14 protein-coding genes and 1 pseudogene are annotated in these 18,858 nt (G+C 70.5%); 5 read left to right on the forward strand and 10 right to left on the reverse strand.

Annotation, left to right across the window (positions count from 1 at the left end):
- Window positions 1-2: 2 nt before the first annotated feature.
- The 3 genes from ABD437_RS40850 to ABD437_RS40860 are packed head-to-tail and all read left to right on the forward strand — an operon-like array spanning window position 3 to window position 2,886.
- Window positions 3-668: a TetR/AcrR family transcriptional regulator gene (locus ABD437_RS40850; protein ID WP_344654366.1), complete on the forward strand. Its 666-nt coding sequence runs from the start codon at window positions 3-5 to the stop codon at window positions 666-668.
- Entirely contained in the window at window positions 638-1,582 is a 945-nt protein-coding gene (gene speB / locus ABD437_RS40855) for an agmatinase (protein WP_344654367.1), read from the forward strand. The genes ABD437_RS40850 and speB overlap by 31 nt, the downstream gene beginning before the upstream one ends.
- A gap of 35 nt (window positions 1,583-1,617) precedes the next feature.
- On the forward strand, window positions 1,618-2,886 hold the full coding sequence (locus ABD437_RS40860) for an EAL and HDOD domain-containing protein (protein ID WP_344654368.1): 1,269 nt from the start codon (window positions 1,618-1,620) through the stop codon (window positions 2,884-2,886).
- Window positions 2,887-2,889: 3 nt separating this feature from the next.
- Here ABD437_RS40860 and ABD437_RS40865 read toward each other — a convergent pair whose 3' ends face one another.
- The 5 genes from ABD437_RS40865 to ABD437_RS40885 all read right to left on the reverse strand — a co-directional run bounded on the left by ABD437_RS40865 (window position 2,890) and on the right by ABD437_RS40885 (window position 10,935).
- Complete coding sequence (locus ABD437_RS40865; RefSeq protein ID WP_344654369.1) at window positions 2,890-4,500, reverse strand: chemotaxis protein CheW; 1,611 nt, start codon at window positions 4,498-4,500, stop codon at window positions 2,890-2,892.
- Window positions 4,497-7,547 carry a PAS domain S-box protein gene (locus ABD437_RS40870; RefSeq protein ID WP_344654370.1) on the reverse strand — a complete coding sequence of 1,017 codons (3,051 nt, stop codon included), beginning with the start codon at window positions 7,545-7,547 and terminating at the stop codon, window positions 4,497-4,499. The genes ABD437_RS40865 and ABD437_RS40870 overlap by 4 nt, the downstream gene beginning before the upstream one ends.
- Window positions 7,548-7,662: 115 nt before the next feature.
- Window positions 7,663-8,601 carry a cation diffusion facilitator family transporter gene (locus ABD437_RS40875; RefSeq protein ID WP_344654371.1) on the reverse strand — a complete coding sequence of 313 codons (939 nt, stop codon included), beginning with the start codon at window positions 8,599-8,601 and terminating at the stop codon, window positions 7,663-7,665.
- Between the two features lie 70 nt (window positions 8,602-8,671).
- Complete coding sequence (locus ABD437_RS40880; RefSeq protein ID WP_344654372.1) at window positions 8,672-9,877, reverse strand: MFS transporter; 1,206 nt, start codon at window positions 9,875-9,877, stop codon at window positions 8,672-8,674.
- 107 nt (window positions 9,878-9,984) lie between these two features.
- Window positions 9,985-10,935, reverse strand: a complete 951-nt coding sequence (locus tag ABD437_RS40885; RefSeq protein ID WP_344654730.1) for a LysR family transcriptional regulator — start codon at window positions 10,933-10,935, stop codon at window positions 9,985-9,987.
- Between the two features lie 71 nt (window positions 10,936-11,006).
- On the opposite strand from ABD437_RS40885, the gene ABD437_RS40890 reads away from it, so the two are divergent.
- Window positions 11,007-11,948: a VOC family protein gene (locus ABD437_RS40890; RefSeq protein WP_344654373.1), complete on the forward strand. Its 942-nt coding sequence runs from the start codon at window positions 11,007-11,009 to the stop codon at window positions 11,946-11,948.
- Between the two features lie 15 nt (window positions 11,949-11,963).
- Here ABD437_RS40890 and ABD437_RS40895 read toward each other — a convergent pair whose 3' ends face one another.
- On the reverse strand, window positions 11,964-12,692 hold the full coding sequence (locus ABD437_RS40895; protein ID WP_344654374.1) for an ABC transporter permease: 729 nt from the start codon (window positions 12,690-12,692) through the stop codon (window positions 11,964-11,966).
- Between the two features lie 40 nt (window positions 12,693-12,732).
- Window positions 12,733-13,434 (reverse strand): annotated as a pseudogene (locus ABD437_RS40900) (ABC transporter ATP-binding protein); the annotation flags it as partial.
- 138 nt (window positions 13,435-13,572) lie between these two features.
- Between ABD437_RS40900 and ABD437_RS40905 the strand changes: the two are divergent.
- Window positions 13,573-14,004 (forward strand): MarR family winged helix-turn-helix transcriptional regulator, encoded by a 432-nt coding sequence (locus ABD437_RS40905; RefSeq protein ID WP_344654375.1) that lies wholly within the window; start codon window positions 13,573-13,575, stop codon window positions 14,002-14,004.
- 657 nt (window positions 14,005-14,661) lie between these two features.
- Here ABD437_RS40905 and ABD437_RS40910 read toward each other — a convergent pair.
- Genes ABD437_RS40910 through ABD437_RS40920 form a run of 3 tightly spaced genes read right to left on the reverse strand, consistent with a single transcriptional unit; the run spans window position 14,662 to window position 18,765 of the window.
- The gene (locus ABD437_RS40910) at window positions 14,662-16,065 is read right to left on the reverse strand and encodes an aminobutyraldehyde dehydrogenase (RefSeq protein WP_344654376.1); all 1,404 of its coding nucleotides are present in this window, start codon (window positions 16,063-16,065) and stop codon (window positions 14,662-14,664) included.
- A 10-nt stretch (window positions 16,066-16,075) separates the two neighbouring features.
- Window positions 16,076-17,491 (reverse strand): NAD(P)/FAD-dependent oxidoreductase, encoded by a 1,416-nt coding sequence (locus ABD437_RS40915; protein WP_344654377.1) that lies wholly within the window; start codon window positions 17,489-17,491, stop codon window positions 16,076-16,078.
- Window positions 17,488-18,765: a glycosyltransferase gene (locus tag ABD437_RS40920; RefSeq protein ID WP_344654378.1), complete on the reverse strand. Its 1,278-nt coding sequence runs from the start codon at window positions 18,763-18,765 to the stop codon at window positions 17,488-17,490. Before ABD437_RS40920 ends, ABD437_RS40915 begins: the two co-directional genes overlap by 4 nt.
- Window positions 18,766-18,858: the final 93 nt, after the last annotated feature.

An 18,858-nucleotide genomic window follows, 5' to 3' on the forward strand; every position in this document is an offset into this window, starting at 1 on the left:
CCATGACTGCGCCCGGGCGTCTGCAGGCCGAGAAGCGCGACGCGATCACCCGCGCCGCCCGGATCGTGTTCGGGCGCGACGGGTACGCGCGGGCGGCGATCGACGCGATCGCCACCGAGGCCGGCGTCTCCACGCGCACGCTCTACAAGCACTTCGCCAGCAAGGACGTGCTGTTCGCGTCGGTGCTCGAGGCGAGCGCGACGCAGGTCGCGGACGGGTTCCTGGCGCTGCTGCGCGACGTGCCGGGGGCCGGGAGCGCGGACGACGTGCCCCGGGAGCTGCGCGCGGTGGGCCACGCGCTGGTCCGGCAGGCGATCGACCACCCGGAGCACTTCGCGATGGTGCGCCAGATCCTCGCCGAGTCCACGCACTTCCCCGAGCCGGTGATCACCGCCTGGCAGGAGGCCGGGCCACGCCGGGTGGAGCGCGAGGTGGCGCGGCGGCTCGTCGCGCTGGACGAGCGCGGCCTGCTCGCGCTGCCCGCGGTCGATCGCGCGGTGCTGCACTTCCTGGCGCTGACGACGATCGAGGCGAGCCCGCGGCCGATGAAGCCGGCCGGACATCTGGGGCCAGAGCGCACCGAGGAGGCGGTCACCGCCGCCGTCGAGGTCTTCCTCACCGGCTATACGGTTTCCCCATGCCGATCGGACCCGTCGACAACTCGCTGATCCCCCGGTACGCCGGCCCACCCACGTTCGCCCAGCTCCCACGCGTCGACCAGGTGGCCGGCGCGGACGTCGCGGTGCTCGGCGTCCCGTTCGACTCCGGGGTCAGCTACCGGCCCGGCGCGCGGTTCGGGCCCGCGCACATCCGCGCGGCCAGCAAGCTCCTGCGCCCGTACAACCCGGCGCTGGACGTCGCCCCGTTCGCGGTCCAGCAGGTCGTCGACGCCGGTGACCTGGCCGTCAACCCGTTCGACATCGGCGAGGCGGTGGCCACGATCGAGGCCGCCGCACGCACCTACCGGAACACCAAGCTGCTGACGCTCGGCGGCGACCACACGATCGCGCTCCCGCTGCTGCGCGCCGTCCACGCGACGCACGGTCCGATCGGGGTCGTGCACTTCGACGCGCACCTGGACACGTGGGACACGTACTTCGGCGAGCCCACCACGCACGGCACGCCGTTCCGCCGCGCGTCGGAGGAGGGCCTGCTCGACCGCGAGCGGTGCCTGCACGTCGGTATCCGCGGGCCGCTCTACGCCGCCGAGGACCTCACCGCGGACGGCGTGCTCGGCTTCCAGGTGATCCGGGCCGACGACTACGAGACGGGCGGCGTCGCGGACGTCGTCGCCCGGATGCGCCGCCGGCTCGGGGACGGGCCGGTCTACGTGTCGGTCGACATCGACGTCCTCGACCCGGCCCACGCACCGGGCACCGGCACCCCGGAGGCCGGCGGGCTGACCAGCCGGGAGCTGCTCAACACGCTGCGCGGCCTGGTGGGGCTCGACGTGATCGGCGCGGACGTGGTCGAGGTGGCCCCGGCGTACGACCACGCCGAGATCACCGGCGTCGCCGCGTCCCACGTCGCGTTCGAGCTCCTGTCGGTTCTCGCACGGAACACCACGGGATACCGTCCGTAATAGGGTTTTTGTCGTTTTTGTTCTAGCCTGATCCCATGCTCGTGCGTCCACCGACCGATCTTTCGGCTCCGCTCGTCCACGTCGGGCGCCAGGGGATCTACGACCAGACCGGCGACGTGGTGGCCTACGAGCTGTCGTTCCGCGACGCCGCGGACGCGCCGCGGGCCTCCAGCCGGGGCCCGTACGCGACCAGCCGGGTCATCGTCTCGGCGTTCACCGACTTCGGGCTCGAACAACTGGTCGGCAACAAGGCCTGCTTCATCAACGTGACCCGGGAGTTCCTGGTCGGTGAGCTGCCGATCCCGTTCGACACCGGGCACGCGGCGCTGGAGATCGTGCCGTCGGTCGAGGTCGACGACGAGGTCGTCAAAGGCGCGACGGACCTGGTCGAGCGGGGTTTCACGCTCGCGCTGAGCGCGTTCGAGTGGGGCAGCGGGCACGAGCGGCTCCTGGACATCGCCAGCTACGTGATGATGGACATGCGCGGCGCCGACCCGGCCCAGGTCGACGCGACGATCCAGCGCTGCCGTGACTACCCGCACCTGCGGCTGATCGCCGAGCGGCTGGAGACCGAGGAGCAGCTCCAGGTCGCGTTCCTGCTCGGGTTCGACCTGTTCCGGGGCAACATCCTCGGGCGTCCGTACGTGCTGTCGACGACCGGCCTCTCCCCCGCCCGGGTGAGCCGGCTGCAGCTGCTCGCCGCGCTGAGCGCCGAGGACGTGAACTACGACGAGGTCGTCGACCGGGTCGCGATGGACCCGACGCTGGCCTACCGGCTGCTGCGGGCCACGAACTCGGCCGCGTCCGGGCTCACCGTGAAGGTGTCGTCCGTGCACGAGGCCGCGGTGTTCCTCGGGCTGGACAAGGTGCGCCAGTGGGTGACGCTGATGCTGCTCACCGACGTGTCGGACGCCACCGAGGACCAGCTCGCGTCGACGATGACGCGGGCGCGGCTCTGCCAGACCACCGCGGAGTTCCAGCACCTGCCGGGCAGCGTCGCGTTCACGATCGGCCTGCTGTCGGGCATCGCCGAGCTGACCGGACGCTCGGTGCAGGCGCTCGCCGACGAACTGCCGCTCGCCGACGAGGTCCGCGAAGCGCTCACCGAGGGCTCCGGCGACCTGGGCGAGATCCTCACCGCGGTGCGCCACTACGAGGAGGGCGCGGTGAGCGAACTCGCCGCGCTGACCGGACCGGTGGAGCCCACCGAGGCCTACCTGTCGGCGATCAGCTGGTCGACGAAGATGCTCGACGACGTGGGCGTGGAGGGCGCACGGCGCCCGATGCCCAACCCCCCGGCCTGACGCCTAGGTCGAGGCGGCGAGCCGCTCGAGGTCGATCTCGGGGAGCATGCGGCCGGCCTCCGCCGTGCCGACCTTGATCAGGCGGCGGCTGAGCGGGTCGGTGCCCACCCCGCGCTGCTCGTCCTCGACCTCTTCCCAGATCGATTCCTCGATCGCGTTCAACGACGGCACGATGAACCCGACGTAGCCGCCCGCGGCGTCCACGAGCAGCACACGCGCGGTGGCCCGGTCCACCTCCTCGTACCGTCCGAGGAGCGTGGTCAGGCAGATCAGCGGCACGGTGGCCCGGCGGTGCGTGAAGACGCCCTGGATCATCGCGCCCACCGCGTCCAGCGGAATGTAGTCGGTGGGGTAGGGCAGGATCTCTTTGATCTGGACGAGTGGGCTGGCCACGTCCACCCCGGCGTTGTACGTCAACATCTTCTTGACGACCGGGACGACCCGACGGCCTTCCGGCGCGTCGTCGGTCTTGACCTCTTCCTGCGCGCGCTTGCGGGCCCGCGCGGCCTCCTCGGCCAGGGCCTCCTCCGACCCCTCCACCGGCATGCCCATGTTGGCGAGGTTGTCCAGGTGGGCGTCGCTACGCAGCGCCTCCCCGTCCAGGACCAGGTTCTGGCCCTTCCCCGGGATCAGCAGCGCACCCTGCACGAAGCGGTTCTGCGCCATGCCCGCGGTCGGCAGCGGAAGGACGTCGGTGGCCGGCACCGACTCGATGTTCGTGACGTCGGAGACGCTGAGCACGACCAGGCCGCGCGACATCGTCAGCACGATGCCGCGCTCGGTGTCGTTCTTGGGCAGTTGCCCGAACCCCAGCACCTGCAGCGAGTCGACGACCGGCACCGACTTCCCGCCGAGCGTCACCACGCCGAGGCAGGACTCCCCCACCAGCGGCGAGGGGCGGATCACCAGCTTCGGGATGACCGAGTGCACGTGGTTGACGTCGATCGACAACCCGATGTTCGCGCAGCGCAGCAGCATGACGACGCGCCGGTTGGTGTCGCCGGCCTTGATGAACCCGGCGTCGGCCGAGTCGGGGCTGGTGGCCGCGGCCGCCAGCGCGCTCTGGTTGCGGGTGCCCGACTCCTTGACCACGGGGACGCCGGGCAGCTCGAAGATCGCGGCCGAGTCGAGCACGGTGACGATGCTGCCGTCGTCGGGCTGCTCGAAGCTCTGCTGGAACAGCGGTACGCCCGCCCCGCCGACCACCATCTCCATCAGCGCGTCGTTCGGCACCCGGACGACGCCTCGGATCTCGTCCGCGAGCAGGCCGAACATCCGGCCCTCCCGAGCGACGATGACGATGACGTCGGTGCCGGAGTTGTCCTCGATGCCGATCAGCTGGCGCAGGTCGAGCACCGGGATGACCAGGTGACGCAGGTTCACCGCACCCAGCAGACCCGGCGCGCGGGTCGGCAGCTGGCTGAACTCCGACGGGCACGGGATGACCTCACGCAGCTCGGAGAGCGGCAGGGCCACGAGCGCCGGCCCGATCGTGAACATCCCGTAGACCGTGGTGTCGGTGCCGGTGACGATCTGCACCAGGCTGCGGTTGTCGGGGACCGCCCCCGACAGCAGCTCCTCCGCGGCCGACGGCCGCTCGGCCAGCAGGGTCACACCGAGACCTCTTCCTGCTTGTTGGCCGAGGTCAGCGCCACGATGATCTCACCGACCCGCTGCGAGGCCGCCTGCTGTTCCTGCGTCGACGCGGCGATCCGCTGGATCGAGTCGCTGGTCTGCCGGACGCTCTTGAGGATCTCGGTGAACGCCTCCTGCGCCCGGCGCGACACCGACGAGCCCTGGCTGACCCGGTTCGCCGACTCGGCGATCAGCTTGCTGATCTCCCGCGCGGCCTCCGACGAGCGCTCGGCCAGCTTGCGCACCTCACCGGCGACCACGGAGAACCCGACGCCGTGCTCACCGGCGCGCGCGGCCTCGATCGACGCGTTGAACGCGAGCAGGTTGGTCTGGCTGGCGATCTCCCCGATCACGTTGACGATCGACGCGATCTCCTCGGAGGACTTCTCGATCAGGTCGATGGCCTCGATCGACTTGCGCAGCTCCTCGAAGCCGGTCTCGGCGTTCTCCTGGGTCGCGCCGGCCATGCCGCTGGCGCTCTGCGCGCTCACCACGATCTCGTCGATCGACTTCGCCAGCGCGCCGACGTTCTCGCTCATCTCCAGCGTCTTGCCCGCCAGCAACTGCTCGAGCTTGACCTGCTCGGTGATGTCGGTGGCGTACTTGACCACCTTCACCGGGTCGCCGCCGAGGTTGAAGATCGGGTTGTACGAGGCCTGGATCCAGACGTCGCGGTTGTACTTGCCGACCCGGTGGAACCGCCCGCTGATGAACTCGCCCTTGCGCAGCCGCAGCCAGAAGTCGCGGTACTCCGGCGACGTGATGTAGTCGGGCGCGCAGAACATGCTGTGGTGCTGGCCCTTGATCTCCCGGGCGGAGTAGCCGATCGTCCGCAGGAAGTTGTCGTTCGCCTCGAGGACGTTGCCCTCCAGGTCGAACTCGATCACCGCCTGCGACCGGTCGATCGCCTTCACCTTGCCCTCGAACTCGGCGTTGCGCAGCTTCTGGGCGGTGACGTCGATCGCGAACTTGACGACCTTCACCGGCCTGCCGTCGAGGTTGAAGATCGGGTTGTAGGTGGCCTGGATCCAGACCTCCCTGCCGTCCTTGCCGATCCGCTTGTACTCGCCGGCCTCGTACTCGCCGCGGCTCAGGCGCTCCCAGAAGTTCGAGTACGCCTCGGTGGCGGCCTCCGCCGCGTCGACGAACATCCGGTGGTGCCGGCCGATGATCTCGTCCCGGTTGTAGCCGGTGACGTTGAGGAAGTTCTCGTTGGCGGTCAGGATGCGGCCGTCGAGGTCGAACTCGATGACGGCCTGCGCCCGGTCGATCGCCTTGACCTTGCCCTCGTACTCGGCGTTCATCTGCTTCTGCGCAGTGATGTCCGACGCGTACTTGACGACCTTGTAGGGCTTGCCGTTGAGATCGAAGATCGGGTTGTAGCTGGCGTAGAGCCAGATCTCCTTGTCGCCCTTACCGAAGCGCTTGTACTCGCCGGACTCGAACTCACCCTGGTTGAGCCGCTTCCAGAACGAGCGGTACGCATCGGTGTTGGCGTAGGCCGGGTCGACGAACATCCGGTGGTGCTGGCCGATAATCTCGTCCCGCGTGTAACCGGTGACTTCCAGGAACAGTTTGTTCGCGTCGAGGACCCGGCCGTCGAGGTCGAACTCGATCGACGCCCGCGAGCGGTTGATCGCGTTGACCTTGCCCTCGAACTCGGCGTTACGCATCTTGTCGGCGGTCTCGTCGATCGCGAACTTCACGACCTTCACCGGCCGGCCTTCGAGGTCGAAGATCGGGTTGTAGGACGCCCGCAGCCAGATCTCCTTGCCGTTCTTGCCGTACCGCTTGTACTCGCCGGCCTCCATCTCGCCCTGGCCGAGCTTCTGCCAGAACATCCGGTAGGCACTGCTCCGAGCCGTCTCGTCGTCGACGAACATGCGGTGGTGCTGGCCGACGATCTCCTCGAGCGTGTAGCCCGTGGTCTTGAGGAAGTTCTCGTTGGCCGTGATGATCGTGCCGTCCATCTCGAACTCGATGATCGCGCGGGCGCGGCTCATCGCGTTGACCTTGCCCTCGTACTCGGCCGCCACCATCTTCGTGTCGGTGACGTCCATCGCGTACTTGACGATCTTGTACGGCTTGCCCTCGAGGTCGAAGATCGGGTTGTAGGTGGCCCGGATCCAGACCTCGCGTCCGCCGCGGCCGATGCGCTTGTACTCGCCGGACTCGATCTCACCCTTGCGGAGCCGTTCCCAGAACTTCGCGTACTCGGCGCCCTCGGCGTAGGCGGGCGGGACGAACATGCGGTGGTGCTGGCCGACGACCTCGGAAAGTGAGTAGCCGGTGAGGTTCAGGAAGTTGTCGTTCGCGGTGAGGATCGTGCCCTCGAGGTCGAACTCGATGACGGCCTGCGAGCGGTCGATCGCCGCGTAGCGTCCGCGCAGCTCACCGACCTGCTCGCGATCCTTGGTGATGTCGTAGGCGGTGACCAGCACCTGATCGGGGTCTTTGCCGGCGGTGGCCTTCGTGGTCGCGACCGCCTTGGTCGGTGCGGCCTTCGCGCCGGCCTTCGCCGCCGCGGCGCCCTCGGCCGGCTTCTCGGCCGGCTTCTCCGGCACCGCGGCCGTGGCGGGCGCGGGCCCGGTCGTGGTCTTGGCCGCCGACGTGCCCGCCGGCTTCTCCGGCTCGCCGGCCGTCTTCGCGGTGTCCACGCTGATCGGCCCGGCGGCCGGCAGCTCGCCGTTGCCGAGCACCGGCGCGCAGTTCAGCCGGAGCCAGCGCGGCCGGCCGGCGCCGTCGCTGATCTGGATGACCTCTTCGACGAACTCACCGCGGCGTCCGGTGCTGAGCAGTTTCTCCACCGTCGCGCCGGAGATCGACCAGAGCGCGTCGAGTCGCTGGCCGATCAGCGCCTCGATCGGGCGGTCGGCCATGTCGACCACACGCTCGTTCACCGACAACACCGCGCCGGTCTTGGCGTTGACCGTGAGCACGAGGCGTTCTTGTACCAGCAGCGCCAAGGACGCCGCCTTGATCGCGGGAGTGGCGTTCGCGTCGATCAAGCTCGCGGGCTGCGTCACCGTTGCTCCTTCGAAACCACGGGAGAGAAACCACTACGAACGTCGGCACGTGTGCGCCCGGCCTGAGACCAACTCACAACCGACCTGCACCGATTCGTGCAACGCCGGTCCCGGCTCAGTGCGGGGACGCCTCCCGGGCGGCGCCGGAGCGGAGGTCGGCCGGGTCGATCAGCCGCTCCTGCGCGTGGTCGACCTGCAGCGTCGTGTGCCGGATGCCGTAGCGCTCGGCCAGCAGCGCGGCGATCTCCTCGCGCCGGGCGTGGCAGTCCTGGTCGCGGGCCAGCAGCAGGTGCGCGGAGAGGTTCGGGAACCCCGACGTCACCTCCCAGACGTGCAGGTCGTGCACGTCGACCACACCGTCGACGGCGTGCAGGTCGCTGTCGATGCGAGCCACGTCGAGGCCGCGGGGGGCGGCCTCGAGGAAGACGCGCCAGGAGTCACGCAACAGCCCCCAGCCCGCGTAGGCCATCGAGACCGCGACCAGGAGCGTGGCCACGGCGTCGGCCCTGGCCCACCCGGTGAACAGCACGATCGCGCCGGCGACGGCGGTGGCGACGAACGCGAACAGGTCGTTGAGCAGGTGCTGGAACGCGCCCTCGACGTTGAGCGAACGGCGGTCGGCCCGGGAGATCGCCCAGGTGGCGAGCGCGTTCACGCCGATGCCGACGACCGCGGTGGCGAGCACCAGGCCGCCGGCGACGTCGGGCGGGTTGCGGAACCGGTCGATGGCCTCGATGACGAAGACGGCCGCCAGCACCCAGAGCGTGATGCCGTTGACCTGGGCGGACAGGATCTCGACCCGGCGCAGCCCGAACGTGAAGTTGCCCTTGGCCGGCCGGGCGGCCAGGCGCATCGCGACCAGCGCGAGCACGATCGCGGCGGCGTCGGTGAGCATGTGCGCCGCGTCGGAGAGCAGCGCGAGCGACTCGGCGATCAGGCCGACGATCACCTCGCCCACCATGAACGCCACGATCAGACTCAGCGCCGTGATCAGCCAGCGCCGATCGGCGTCCGGGCTGATCGAGTGGTCGTGATGGGCGTGCTCGTGGGCCATGCCATCAACATATGCGGAGTTCGCTATATAACGCAAAGGTGACGATGACTTCGCCATTCATCACGCGTCATCACTCCGCGGCGCCAACGGGGAGGTGACCGGCCCGCGACGCCGTGAACGACGCCAGCGCGGCGATCGCGGCCGCGACGGCAAGGACGCCGATGGCGCCGAACAGGCCACCGGTGCCGGCCCCGAGGGCCAGCACGAGCAGCGGGCAGACGAACTGGCCGATGAAGAAGCTCGCCGTCCAGGTACCGGTGCCCCGGCCGCGCTGCTCGAACGACAGGACGCTCATCGCCCAGGTGAGCAGCGTCGGCAGCAGGAGCCCGGCGCCGTAGCTGGAGATCGACGCGCCTCCCACCGCGACCGGCATCGACCCGGACGCCGCCACCACCCCGAGGCCGACCGCGACCAGCGCGAACGCCACCGGCAACAGCGTCACCGGCCCCCGGCGGGAGACCCGGCCGAACGTCAGCGCGCCGGCCACGGTGGCGAGGCTCGTGATCGCCGTCGCGAGGCCGATGGTGGACGTGGCGGTGACTCCCAGCTCGTCCAGGACGAAGCTGAACTCCACCGGGATCACGTAGAAGACGATCGCGCCGAACAGCGTCACGCCCACCGGCGCCGCCAGCAGCCGCCACGGCACCGGGACGAGCCCACGCCCGGCGACCGCGTCGCCGCGCGCCGGCGACCAGATGAAGAGGGCCATCAGTGGCACCAGTACCAGGCTCACCGCGTAGGCCCAGAACGGCGTCCGCCAGCCGGCCGAACCCAGCGCACCGCCGAGCACGAAGAACAGCGTCGCGGCGAGCGCGGTGCACACGGTCTGCAGCGCGAGCCACCGGTCCCGCGCCGCCCCGGAGAAGTAGTCACCGAGCAGCGTCGTGCAGCAGGTCATGATCGCCGCCTCGGTGACCCCGACCAGCGCGCGGCTCGCCACGATCGCGGGCAGCGAGTCGAGCCAGAGCGGCGCGGTGCCCACGATCGCGTAGACCGCGAGCGCCCCCAGCAGCAGCCGTTTGCGGTCGACCGCGTCCACGATCCGGCCGGCGAACGGCGCGAGCAGCCCCACCGCGAGCGCCGGGATCGTCAGCGCGACCGGCACCAGGGCCTCCGCTCCGGCGACCCCGGCGAAGTGGTCCTGGATGTCCGGCAGCACCGGCGCGATCAGCACCGCACCGAGAATCGGCAGACAACTGCCCAGGAGTAAGAGGACGCCCTGGAACCGCCCGGCCCGGCGGGTGACCTCCGAAACCGGCACAGAACTCGTCGACATGGCAGCACCTTTGCGACCCGAGCGAATGAGAAGGCCGCTGAGCTGCGGTGATGCGCGTCACGGCCGGTACGCCATGGAAGCAGTCGGTACTCGGCCGCCGGAAATCACTAGTTCACATGCTCGCGATCGACCGGCTGGATATCCAGCTGCGCCGCGGCGTCGGCGAACAGGCGGCGCAGCCACTGGTGGGCCGGATCGGCCGCGTGCAGCGGATGCCACCACGCGGCCTCGACGAGGTCGGTGACCTCGATCGGGCACGGCAGGATCCGCACGCCGGCGGCGGCGGCGAGCCGTTCGGCCAGCCGACGCTGCAGCAGCGCCACCCGTCGCGTCCCGGAGAGCAGGAACGGCAGCGGCAGGAAACTCTCGATCACCAGGTCGACGCGGTGCTCGAACCCGAGCAGCGCGAGCTGCCGGTCGGCGGTCGTGGCCGCGGTGGGCCGGTGGTACTGCGTCACCCAGGGCAGGGAGCGCAGCTCCTCGGCGCTGATCGAGTCCCCGATCGTCGGGTGGTCGGCGGACAGGACGCAGACCCAGCCGTCGGTGTACAGGTCCTGGGACGGGTAGTCGCTGATGAACCCGTGCGGCAGCAGCAGGAGGTCGTTGCCGCGCAGCGTCGTCTCGGCGTCGTCGATCACGCTCGGCCCGTGCGGTTCCAGGCGCAGCCGGACCCCCGGCGCCCGCTCCTCCAGCAGGTTCGCGACGATCGGCCCGAGCACCATCAGCGCGTAGTCGCTGAGCAGCACGGTGAACTCGCGCTCGGCGGTGAGCGGGTCGAAGTCGGGCTGCGCGCCGAACACCCGCTCGACTGCGGCCACCGCCATCTCGGTGCGGTGCCGCAACGCCACGCCCAGCGGCGTCAGCTCGTAGCGGTTGCCGTGGCGCACCATCAGCTCGTCCCCGAAGTGCCGGCGCAGACGGGCCAGCGCGGCACTCATCGCGGGCTGGGTGAGCCCGACCCGCTCACCCGCCCGCGTGACGTTCTGCTCTTCGATCAACGCGTTCAGGGCGACCAGCAGGTTCAGGTCGAGGCCCGCGAGGTTCACCCGGCCCGGCATCGATGCCACCGATGACCTCCATGCCGATAATCGATTTCCTTCATGTGTGATGTGGCTCGCATAGTAGCGCCATGGAGACGCAGCGCCTCATCACCCATCTGCGGCACGTCGATCTGGCGGTGCCCGACTTCGACACCCAGGTGACCTTCTACGAGGACCTGTGGGGGCTCACCCGGGTCGCCGACGACAGCGGCGTGGTCTTCCTCGCCGCCGAGGGCTCGCCGGAGCAGTACGTCGTCCGGATCCGGGAAGCGTCCGAGAAGCGGCTGGACCTGGTCGCGTTCGGTGCGGCCACCGCCGCGGACGTCGACGCGCTGGCCGCGTCGCTGCTCGCGAAGGGCATCCAGCTGATCTCCGAGCCGGGCAAGGTCGACACCCCCGGCGGCGGCTACGGCTTCCGTTTCTTCGACATCGACGGCCGGACCGTCGAGATCTCGTCCGACGTCGCCCCGCGGGTCCACCGCAAGATCGAGGCACGCGAGTCGATCCCGGTCCGTCTCTCGCACGTCGTGCTGAACTCGCCGAACGCGTCGGCGACCCGCGACTGGTACACCGAGAACCTGTCGTTCGCGCTCTCGGACACGCTGTCGCACCCGTACATCGGCGACGTCATGTACTTCATGCGGTGCAACCCGCAGCACCACAGCCTGGCCATCGCGCAGGGCCCGCACACGTCGCTGCACCACGCGTCGTTCGAGCTGCGCGGCGTCGACGAGTACATGTTCGGCACCGGCCGGCTCCTGCGTGCCGGGGTGCGCAAGATCTGGGGGCCGGGCCGGCACATGGCCGGGGACAACACGTTCACCTACTTCTTCGACCCGCACGGCAACACGGTGGAGTACACGACCGAGCTCGAGCTGCTCGACGAGGACACCTGGCACCCCCACGTCTACGACTTCTCCCAGCCCGAGGTCACCGACCAGTGGGGCACCGCGAACCCGATGAACGAGCTGGTCGCGAAGGAGTCCTTCAACGACCCGGACCGCGGTGTCTTCGTGGCGCCCCCGCTGTAGGGGCGCCACGAAGGGTCACAGCGCGGCGGTACGCATCGCCCGCGCGCCCACGGTCAGGCCCACCGCGGCCGTCAGCACCGCGCCGATCGCGCCCCAGAGCACCGAGGAGTCCAGGAAGTCCCCGGCGAACAGGGCCCGCTCGGCCTCGACCAGGTACGTCAACGGGTTGAGGCGGGCGGCCGTCGCGAGCCACCCCGGTCCGCCCTCGACCGGCAGCAGCACCCCGGACAGCAGCACCAGCGGGAACAGCAGGAACTGGTGCGCACCCCAGAACGTCTCGGGCTGCTTGCGGGTGACGATCGCGAGCGCGATGGCCAGCGACCCGAGGCCGACGCCGAACACCGCCAGCAGAGCCAGCCCCGCCAGCACCGGCAGCAGGTGGAGCCGGAACCCCAGCGGCATCGCGACGAGCACGATCAGCACCGCCTGCGCCAGCAGGGAGAGACTCTCCTTCAGCGTCTTGCCGGCCAGGATCGACGCCCGGCTCACCGGCGTCACCAGGATCCGTTCCATCGATCCGCCCTGCAGCTCGGCCTGGATGCCCCAGCCGGCACCCGCGGTGGCGAACAGGCCGGTCATCACCAGGATCCCCGGGACGAACCACTGCCAGCCGGTGCCCGGGACGTCGCCGAGCAGCGGCCCGAAGAGCAGCAGGAACACCAGCGGCTGAGCCACCGTGAACACCAGGCCGAGCGGGTTGCGCAGCACCGGGGCGATCTCGCGCTCGAAGATGACGCTAGTCATTACGCAGGCTCCGTCCGGTGAGCTCGAGGAACACGTCGTCGAGGGAGTCCTTGGCGGTCTGTTCCTTGAGGCGGGCCGGTTCGTCGTCGGCGATCACCCGGCCGTGGTCGATGACGATCACCCGCTCCGCGAGCGCGTCCGCCTCCGGCAGGTAGTGCGTGGTCAGGAACACCGTGGTCGCGAACTCGGAACGCAGCCGCCGGATCACCTCGGCGAGGTTCGCGCGGTTCTGCGGGTCCAGGCCCGTGGACGGCTCGTCCAGGAACAGCAGCGGCGGACGATGGACGAGCCCGATCGCGATGTCGAGCCGCCGTCGCTGGCCGCCGGAGAGCGTGGACACCGTGCGCTTCGCGAGCGGTTCGAGGTCGAGGACGGTCAGCAGCTCGTCCGCTCGGGTCCGGGCCTGTTTCCGGGTCTGTCCGTAGAGCCGGCCCTGGGTGACCAGTTCGTCGCGCACCCGGAAGTAGTCGCCGGCGCCGTGGCCCTGTCCGATGTAGCCGATCGCGCGCCGGGCCCCGGCCGGGTCCTGCCGGATGTCGTGCCCGGCGACCGTGGCCGTCCCCTCGCTCGGCGGCACCAGCGTCGTCAACATGCGCAACGTCGTCGACTTGCCGGCGCCGTTCGGGCCGAGGAACGCCACCAGCTCTCCGGCGTGCACGTCGAAACTGATGCCCCGGACCGCCTCGACGACCTCTCCTCGCCGTAGCCGGAATCTTTTCGTGAGATTCCGTGCGGAGATCATTCGTCCTCCTCATGGACATGCGTAACCAGCCGCTTTGAGGCGGCTAATGAGGGATTGGGAGGCTTTCCGGCGCCGGAAGCCAGAGAAGCGTAGGCCGAAAAATCACGTAACTGTCAGGAGCCCTGACAGAATGGTGTCGTGCCGCCTCCGGTCGCATACCTGCTCGCGCACGCCGGTGGCCTGGCCGCCCGCTACTCCGACGCCGCGCTGCGCCCGTTCGACCTGACGACGCGTCAGTACTGGCTCCTGGTCCAGCTCGATCTCGAGCCGGAGCTCACCACCACCGAGCTGGCGCGCCAGCTGGACGTGACCCGCCAGTCGCTGCACGAGCTGGTGTCCGCCCTGGAGCGCTCCGGCTACCTGGTGCGTGCCCCCGGCGCCAGCGGCCGCACCCGCCGGCTGGCACTGACCCCGCAGGCGGTCCGGGAACTCCCCCGGATCGGGCGGGCCCTGGAGGAGGCCGAGGAGTCCTTCTTCCAGGGCGTCTCCCCCGCCGCCGTGGAAGCACTCCGCCGCCTCCTCCAGGCCACCCTGGCCCACACCACCGACGACGAGTCCTGGCTCGGATAGATCTGCCGGGTTACCGCGGCCGCCCGAGGGCTGGGGACAGCGACAAGACCGCGGCTTCCCCTGTGGACGAGGGGGGTGGGCCGGGAGTTCGGCGGCGTGCCTGCTGAACCTGCCGATCGGGGAGGTCGGCGATCCGGTCGCCGTTCTCGCGCCTCCGAGCTGCCGGTTCGGTCGCCGCGGGATCGTGGTGCGGCGAACCACCTGGTTGCCGAGGGAACACCTCTGTCGTGGCGTGCCGCGAATCACGACGCCGGCGAGAACCGCTTGGGAGATCGCCTCCGGGCGCGATCTGTTCGACAGCGTCGTCGCCTTGGACGTGATGTTCCGTCACCGTCGTCCGGCGAAGGACACGATGCTGGCCTGGGCCCAGCGGAAGCCCTACGCCCGCGCGGCCAGGGCGATCGGTCTGGCCGACGGCCGCGCGGAGTCGCCGCAGGAGACTCGGGCGCGGCTGAAGATCGTACTCGCCGGCTTCCCGCCGCCGGTGCCGCAATTCACGATCGTCGACGGGCCGAGGTTCGTCGCCCGCGTGGACCTGGGGTGGCCGGAGGCCAAGCTCGCCGTCGAGTACGACACGCCTCCGCGGGGCCCTGGGTATCTGACGGGTTGTTGCGGGCGACCGCCCATGAAACCCAGCGACAACCCGTCAGAGTTCCGTCAGGCCGGGCGGAAGGAGTCCCGGGGGGCCGGGGCGGCGTGTTTGACCATCAGGTGGCGGGTGGCCGTGTACTCGTGGACGGCGGCCTCGCTCATGTCGCTGCCGAAGCCGCTGGCCTTGATGCCGCCGTGCGGGGCCTCGGAGGCCAGCGGCAGGTGGTCGTTGATCCACGTGGTGCCGAAGTCGAGGCGGTGCGCGACACGCAGAGCCCGCGCCACGTCGCGGGACCACACCGACGACGCCAGACCGTACGGGGTGTCGTTGGCCAGCGCGACGCCCTGCGCCTCGGAGTCGAACGGCACCGCGACCAGCACCGGCCCGAACACTTCCTGCTGGACGATCTCGCTCTGCTGATCGGCGTCGAGCACCAGGGTCGGCGGGTAGTAGAACCCCGGCCCGTCCGGGAGGATGCCGCCGGTCGCGATGCGGGCACCGGCGTCGACCGCCCTGCTCACGAAGCCGTGCACACGGTCGCGCTGGGCCGCGGACACCATCGGGCCGATGTCGGTCTCCGCGCCCGCCGGGTCGCCGACCCGGATCTTCGCCAGCGTCGCGCGCAACGCCTCCACGCCCTCGTCCCAGATCGAGCGTTCCAGGTAGACGCGGGTGGCGGCGGTGCAGTCCTGGCCGGTGTTGTAGGTGGCGCCGAGCGCGACCGCGGCCGCCATCTCGTCCGGATCCGCGTCGGCGAAAACGACGGCGGGAGCCTTGCCGCCCAGCTCCAGGTGCAGGCGCTTGAGGCCGGGTACCGCGCCGGCCATCACCGCGCGACCGGTCTCGCTGGACCCGGTCAACGACACCATGTCGACGCCCGGGTCGGTGACCAGCGCCTGGCCCACGTCGCCACCGCCGAGCACCACGCGCACCAGCCCTTCGGGCGCGCCGGCCGCGGCGATCAGCTCACCGAGCAGCAGCGTGCTGCGTGGCGTCTGCGGGGCGGGTTTGATCACGACCGCGTTGCCGGCCGCGAGGGCGGGGCCGATCTTCCAGATCGCCATGATCAGCGGGAAGTTCCACGGCGAGATCGCACCGACCACCCCGATCGGACGCCGGACCAGCATCGACGTGTAGCCCGCGGAGAGCACTCCGGCGCCGGTGCCGGCCAGCGAGCGGGCCGCTCCGGCGAAGAAGCGCAGGTTGTCGACGGCGAACGGCAGCTCCCCGTCGCGGAACACCGGTACCGGCTTGCCGGTGTCCTCGACCTCGAACTTCGTCAGCGTGTCGGCGTTCGCCTCGACCAGGTCGGCGAGCTTCAGCAGCAGGTTCGAACGGTCGGCCGGGGTGGTCTCCCGCCACTCGCCGAACGCGGTGCGCGCCTGGGCCACGGCGGCGGCCACGTCGGTGACCGGCGTGTCCGCCAGCTCCGCCGCGACCTCTCCGGTCGCCGGATTCACGATCTTCACGAGAACCGTCCTAACTGTCGAAACCGACGCCGAAGCGGTCGAGGAGGCGGAGCCAGGGGCCGCGGCGACCCCCGCGGGCGTCGGAGCGGATCAGTTCGCCCCGGGTCAGCTGCACCACCGGCCACCGCAGCGGCTCCGGTGGGAACGGCACCGGTCGTCGGCGCACCATCGCCAGGCGGGTGGCGTCGCTCTCCCGGCCGGCCAGCAGATCGAGCATCACCGCGGCGCCGAACCGGGCCGACGCCACGCCCAGCCCGGTGTACCCGAGGGCGTACGCGATCCGCCCCCGCGACGCGGTGCCGAACATCGGCGTGAACCGGCTGGTCGAGTCGATGACCCCGCCCCACCGATGCGTGAAGCGCACCCCTTCGAGCTGCGGGAACGTCGCGAAGAAGTGCGTGGCCAGCCGCCGATGCGTGGCCGGACGCTGTTCGTAGGAGGCCCGCACTCTCCCCCCGAAGTGGTACAGCGCGTCGAAGCCGCCCCAGAGGATCCGCCCGTCGGCGGTGGGCCGGTAGTAGTGGAACCGGTTGCCGGCGTCGGTGAGCCCCTGCCGCTCCACCCAGCCGAGCGACGCCCACTGGGCGTCGGTGAGCGGCTCGGTGACCAGCACGTGGTCGTAGACCGGCAGCACGAACGGCCGCACCCGCTTCAACGGCGCCGGGTACGCGTTCGTGGCCAGCGCGACCCGGCCCGCACGCACGGTGCCGGTCGGCGTCCGCACCTCGACCCCCGCACCGCCCGGGGCCAGGCCCGTCACCGGCGAGGTGTCGAACCTCCGCACCCCCAGCGAATCCGCCAACCGCGCGAGCCCGAACACGAGCCGCCCCGGATCCACCAGCCCTCCGGCGCCGGGCAGGCGCACCCCGCCGAGGTAGGTCGGCGAATCGACGTCCGCGCGCATCGCGTCGGCATCGAGCACGACGGCCCGCGGGTCCGCTTCGGCGAGCGAGCCCAGGTAGTCCAGCTGGTACGGCGAGACCGCCACCGTCGTCTTGCCCACGAGCCGCAGGTCGGCGTCGATGTCGTGGGCCGCGAGCGTCGACGCGATCTCCGCGACGTTGCGCCGCCCCAGCTCCACCAGCGTCGGCATCTCGTCCGGCCAGCGGGACCGGCCGTGCGCGTGCCCGTGCGTCAGCGAATCGGAGAGGAACCCCCCGTTGCGGCCGCTGGCCCCGTACCCGACGTGGCGCCCCTCCAGCAGCACCACGTCGGCCGACGGGTCCTGCTGTTTGGCCAGGACCGCGGTCCACAGCCCGGTGAACCCACCCCCGACGACGACCAGGTCGGCCGAGCTCCCGGTGACCGGGTCGCGGGGGGCCGGTACGTCGGGCCGGTCGGTCCAGAACACCTCCGGGGCCGCGTCGGCGAGCGCCTTGTCGACGCCGGGCCCCGGCGTCAGGCCGGCGAAAAAATCGGTCGTCAAGAAACGACCGATTCGATCAGGTCGGCCGCGCGGCGCAGCCCGTCCCGGGACCGGATCGCGGCGCTGGTCCGCGCGAGCTCCGCCGCGAGCGCCTCGTCGTTCAACAGCCGGTCGAGCGCCGCGTACAGCTCGTCGTCGGTGAACGTGTACGTGCTCAGCCGGACGCCGAGCCCGCTCTCGTCGACGCGCTGGGCGTTGTCGTACTGGTCCCAGAAGAGCGGCAGCACGATCAGCGGCTTGCCGAAGTGCACGGCCTCGGTGGTGGTGTTGTTGCCGCCGTGCGTGATGACCAGATCGACGAGCGGGAGAATGGAGGTCTGCGGCAGGAACTCCGCTCCCCACATGTTCGGCGCCAGGTCGATTTCGTCGTGCAACGGCCCTTTGGAGACGATGTAGCGGTGCGGGGTGCGGGCGAGCGCGGCGATGATGCGGCGCATCAGGTCGGCGTCGGCCGAGCCGAGCGAGCCGAGGCTGAAGTAGATGAGCTTGCCGTCACCGCCGGCGATCTCCGCCGGCAGCTCGAACTTCTCGTCGGTCTCGCGGACCGACGAGTCGAGCCGGTGCCAGGTGGGCCCGAGCGGGCGCTCGTCGACGTAGTCGGCGACCTCGGGGTAGACGTAGAGGTTGAGCGCACCCTCGCCGATGAACTCGAGGTCGGGCAGCGGCTCGGCACCCTGCTCGACGACCCAGGCGTTGAACTCCTCCCACAGCGGCCGGTGGGTGCGGTCGTACTCGGCGCGGAACGCGGCCCACTGCGAGCGGTCGGCGGCCGGGTACCCGGAGAACACCGGGGCGACGCCGGGGCCCTTCACCTCGAGCGGGTTGCACGACACGATCCGGACGAACGGCACCCCCGCGGTGGTGAGCGCGGGGAACGCGAGCACGTTGTCCTCGACGATCACGTCCGGCCGGACCCGCTCGATGATGGCCTTGAGCTGCGGCTCGCAGTACTTCGCGCCGTCGATCAGCTCTTTCCAGATCGGAGCCGTGACCGACTCCAGCTGCTCGAACGTGCTCTTGCGGAACTCCGGCGCCGACGCGGCGATGTAGTCCTTCCAGAACTGGCCGGCGTCCTGCTCCGGTGCGTCCTCGGCCGGCGGGGGCGCGAGGTCGACGAGGTCCTCCTCGAAGCCGAGCGCGGTGAGCTTGCCCTTCCAGGACGCCTCGGCGGCGAAGACGACCCGGTGGCCGCGCTGTTTGAGCACGTTGCCGATGCCGATGCAGTTGTTCGTCGGCCCGTACGCACTCTCCGGCATGAACAGCACGGTCACCATGGTGATCCTCCCTGGTTCCTGAATCTGAATTCAAATACGTGGGGATGCACGGCGTCAACCAGCAGGAAGTATCCTGTGGAAGATTTCAATCGT

Origin of the sequence: Cryptosporangium japonicum, from assembly GCF_039524755.1 — a bacterium.
Taxonomy (GTDB): domain Bacteria; phylum Actinomycetota; class Actinomycetes; order Mycobacteriales; family Cryptosporangiaceae; genus Cryptosporangium; species Cryptosporangium japonicum.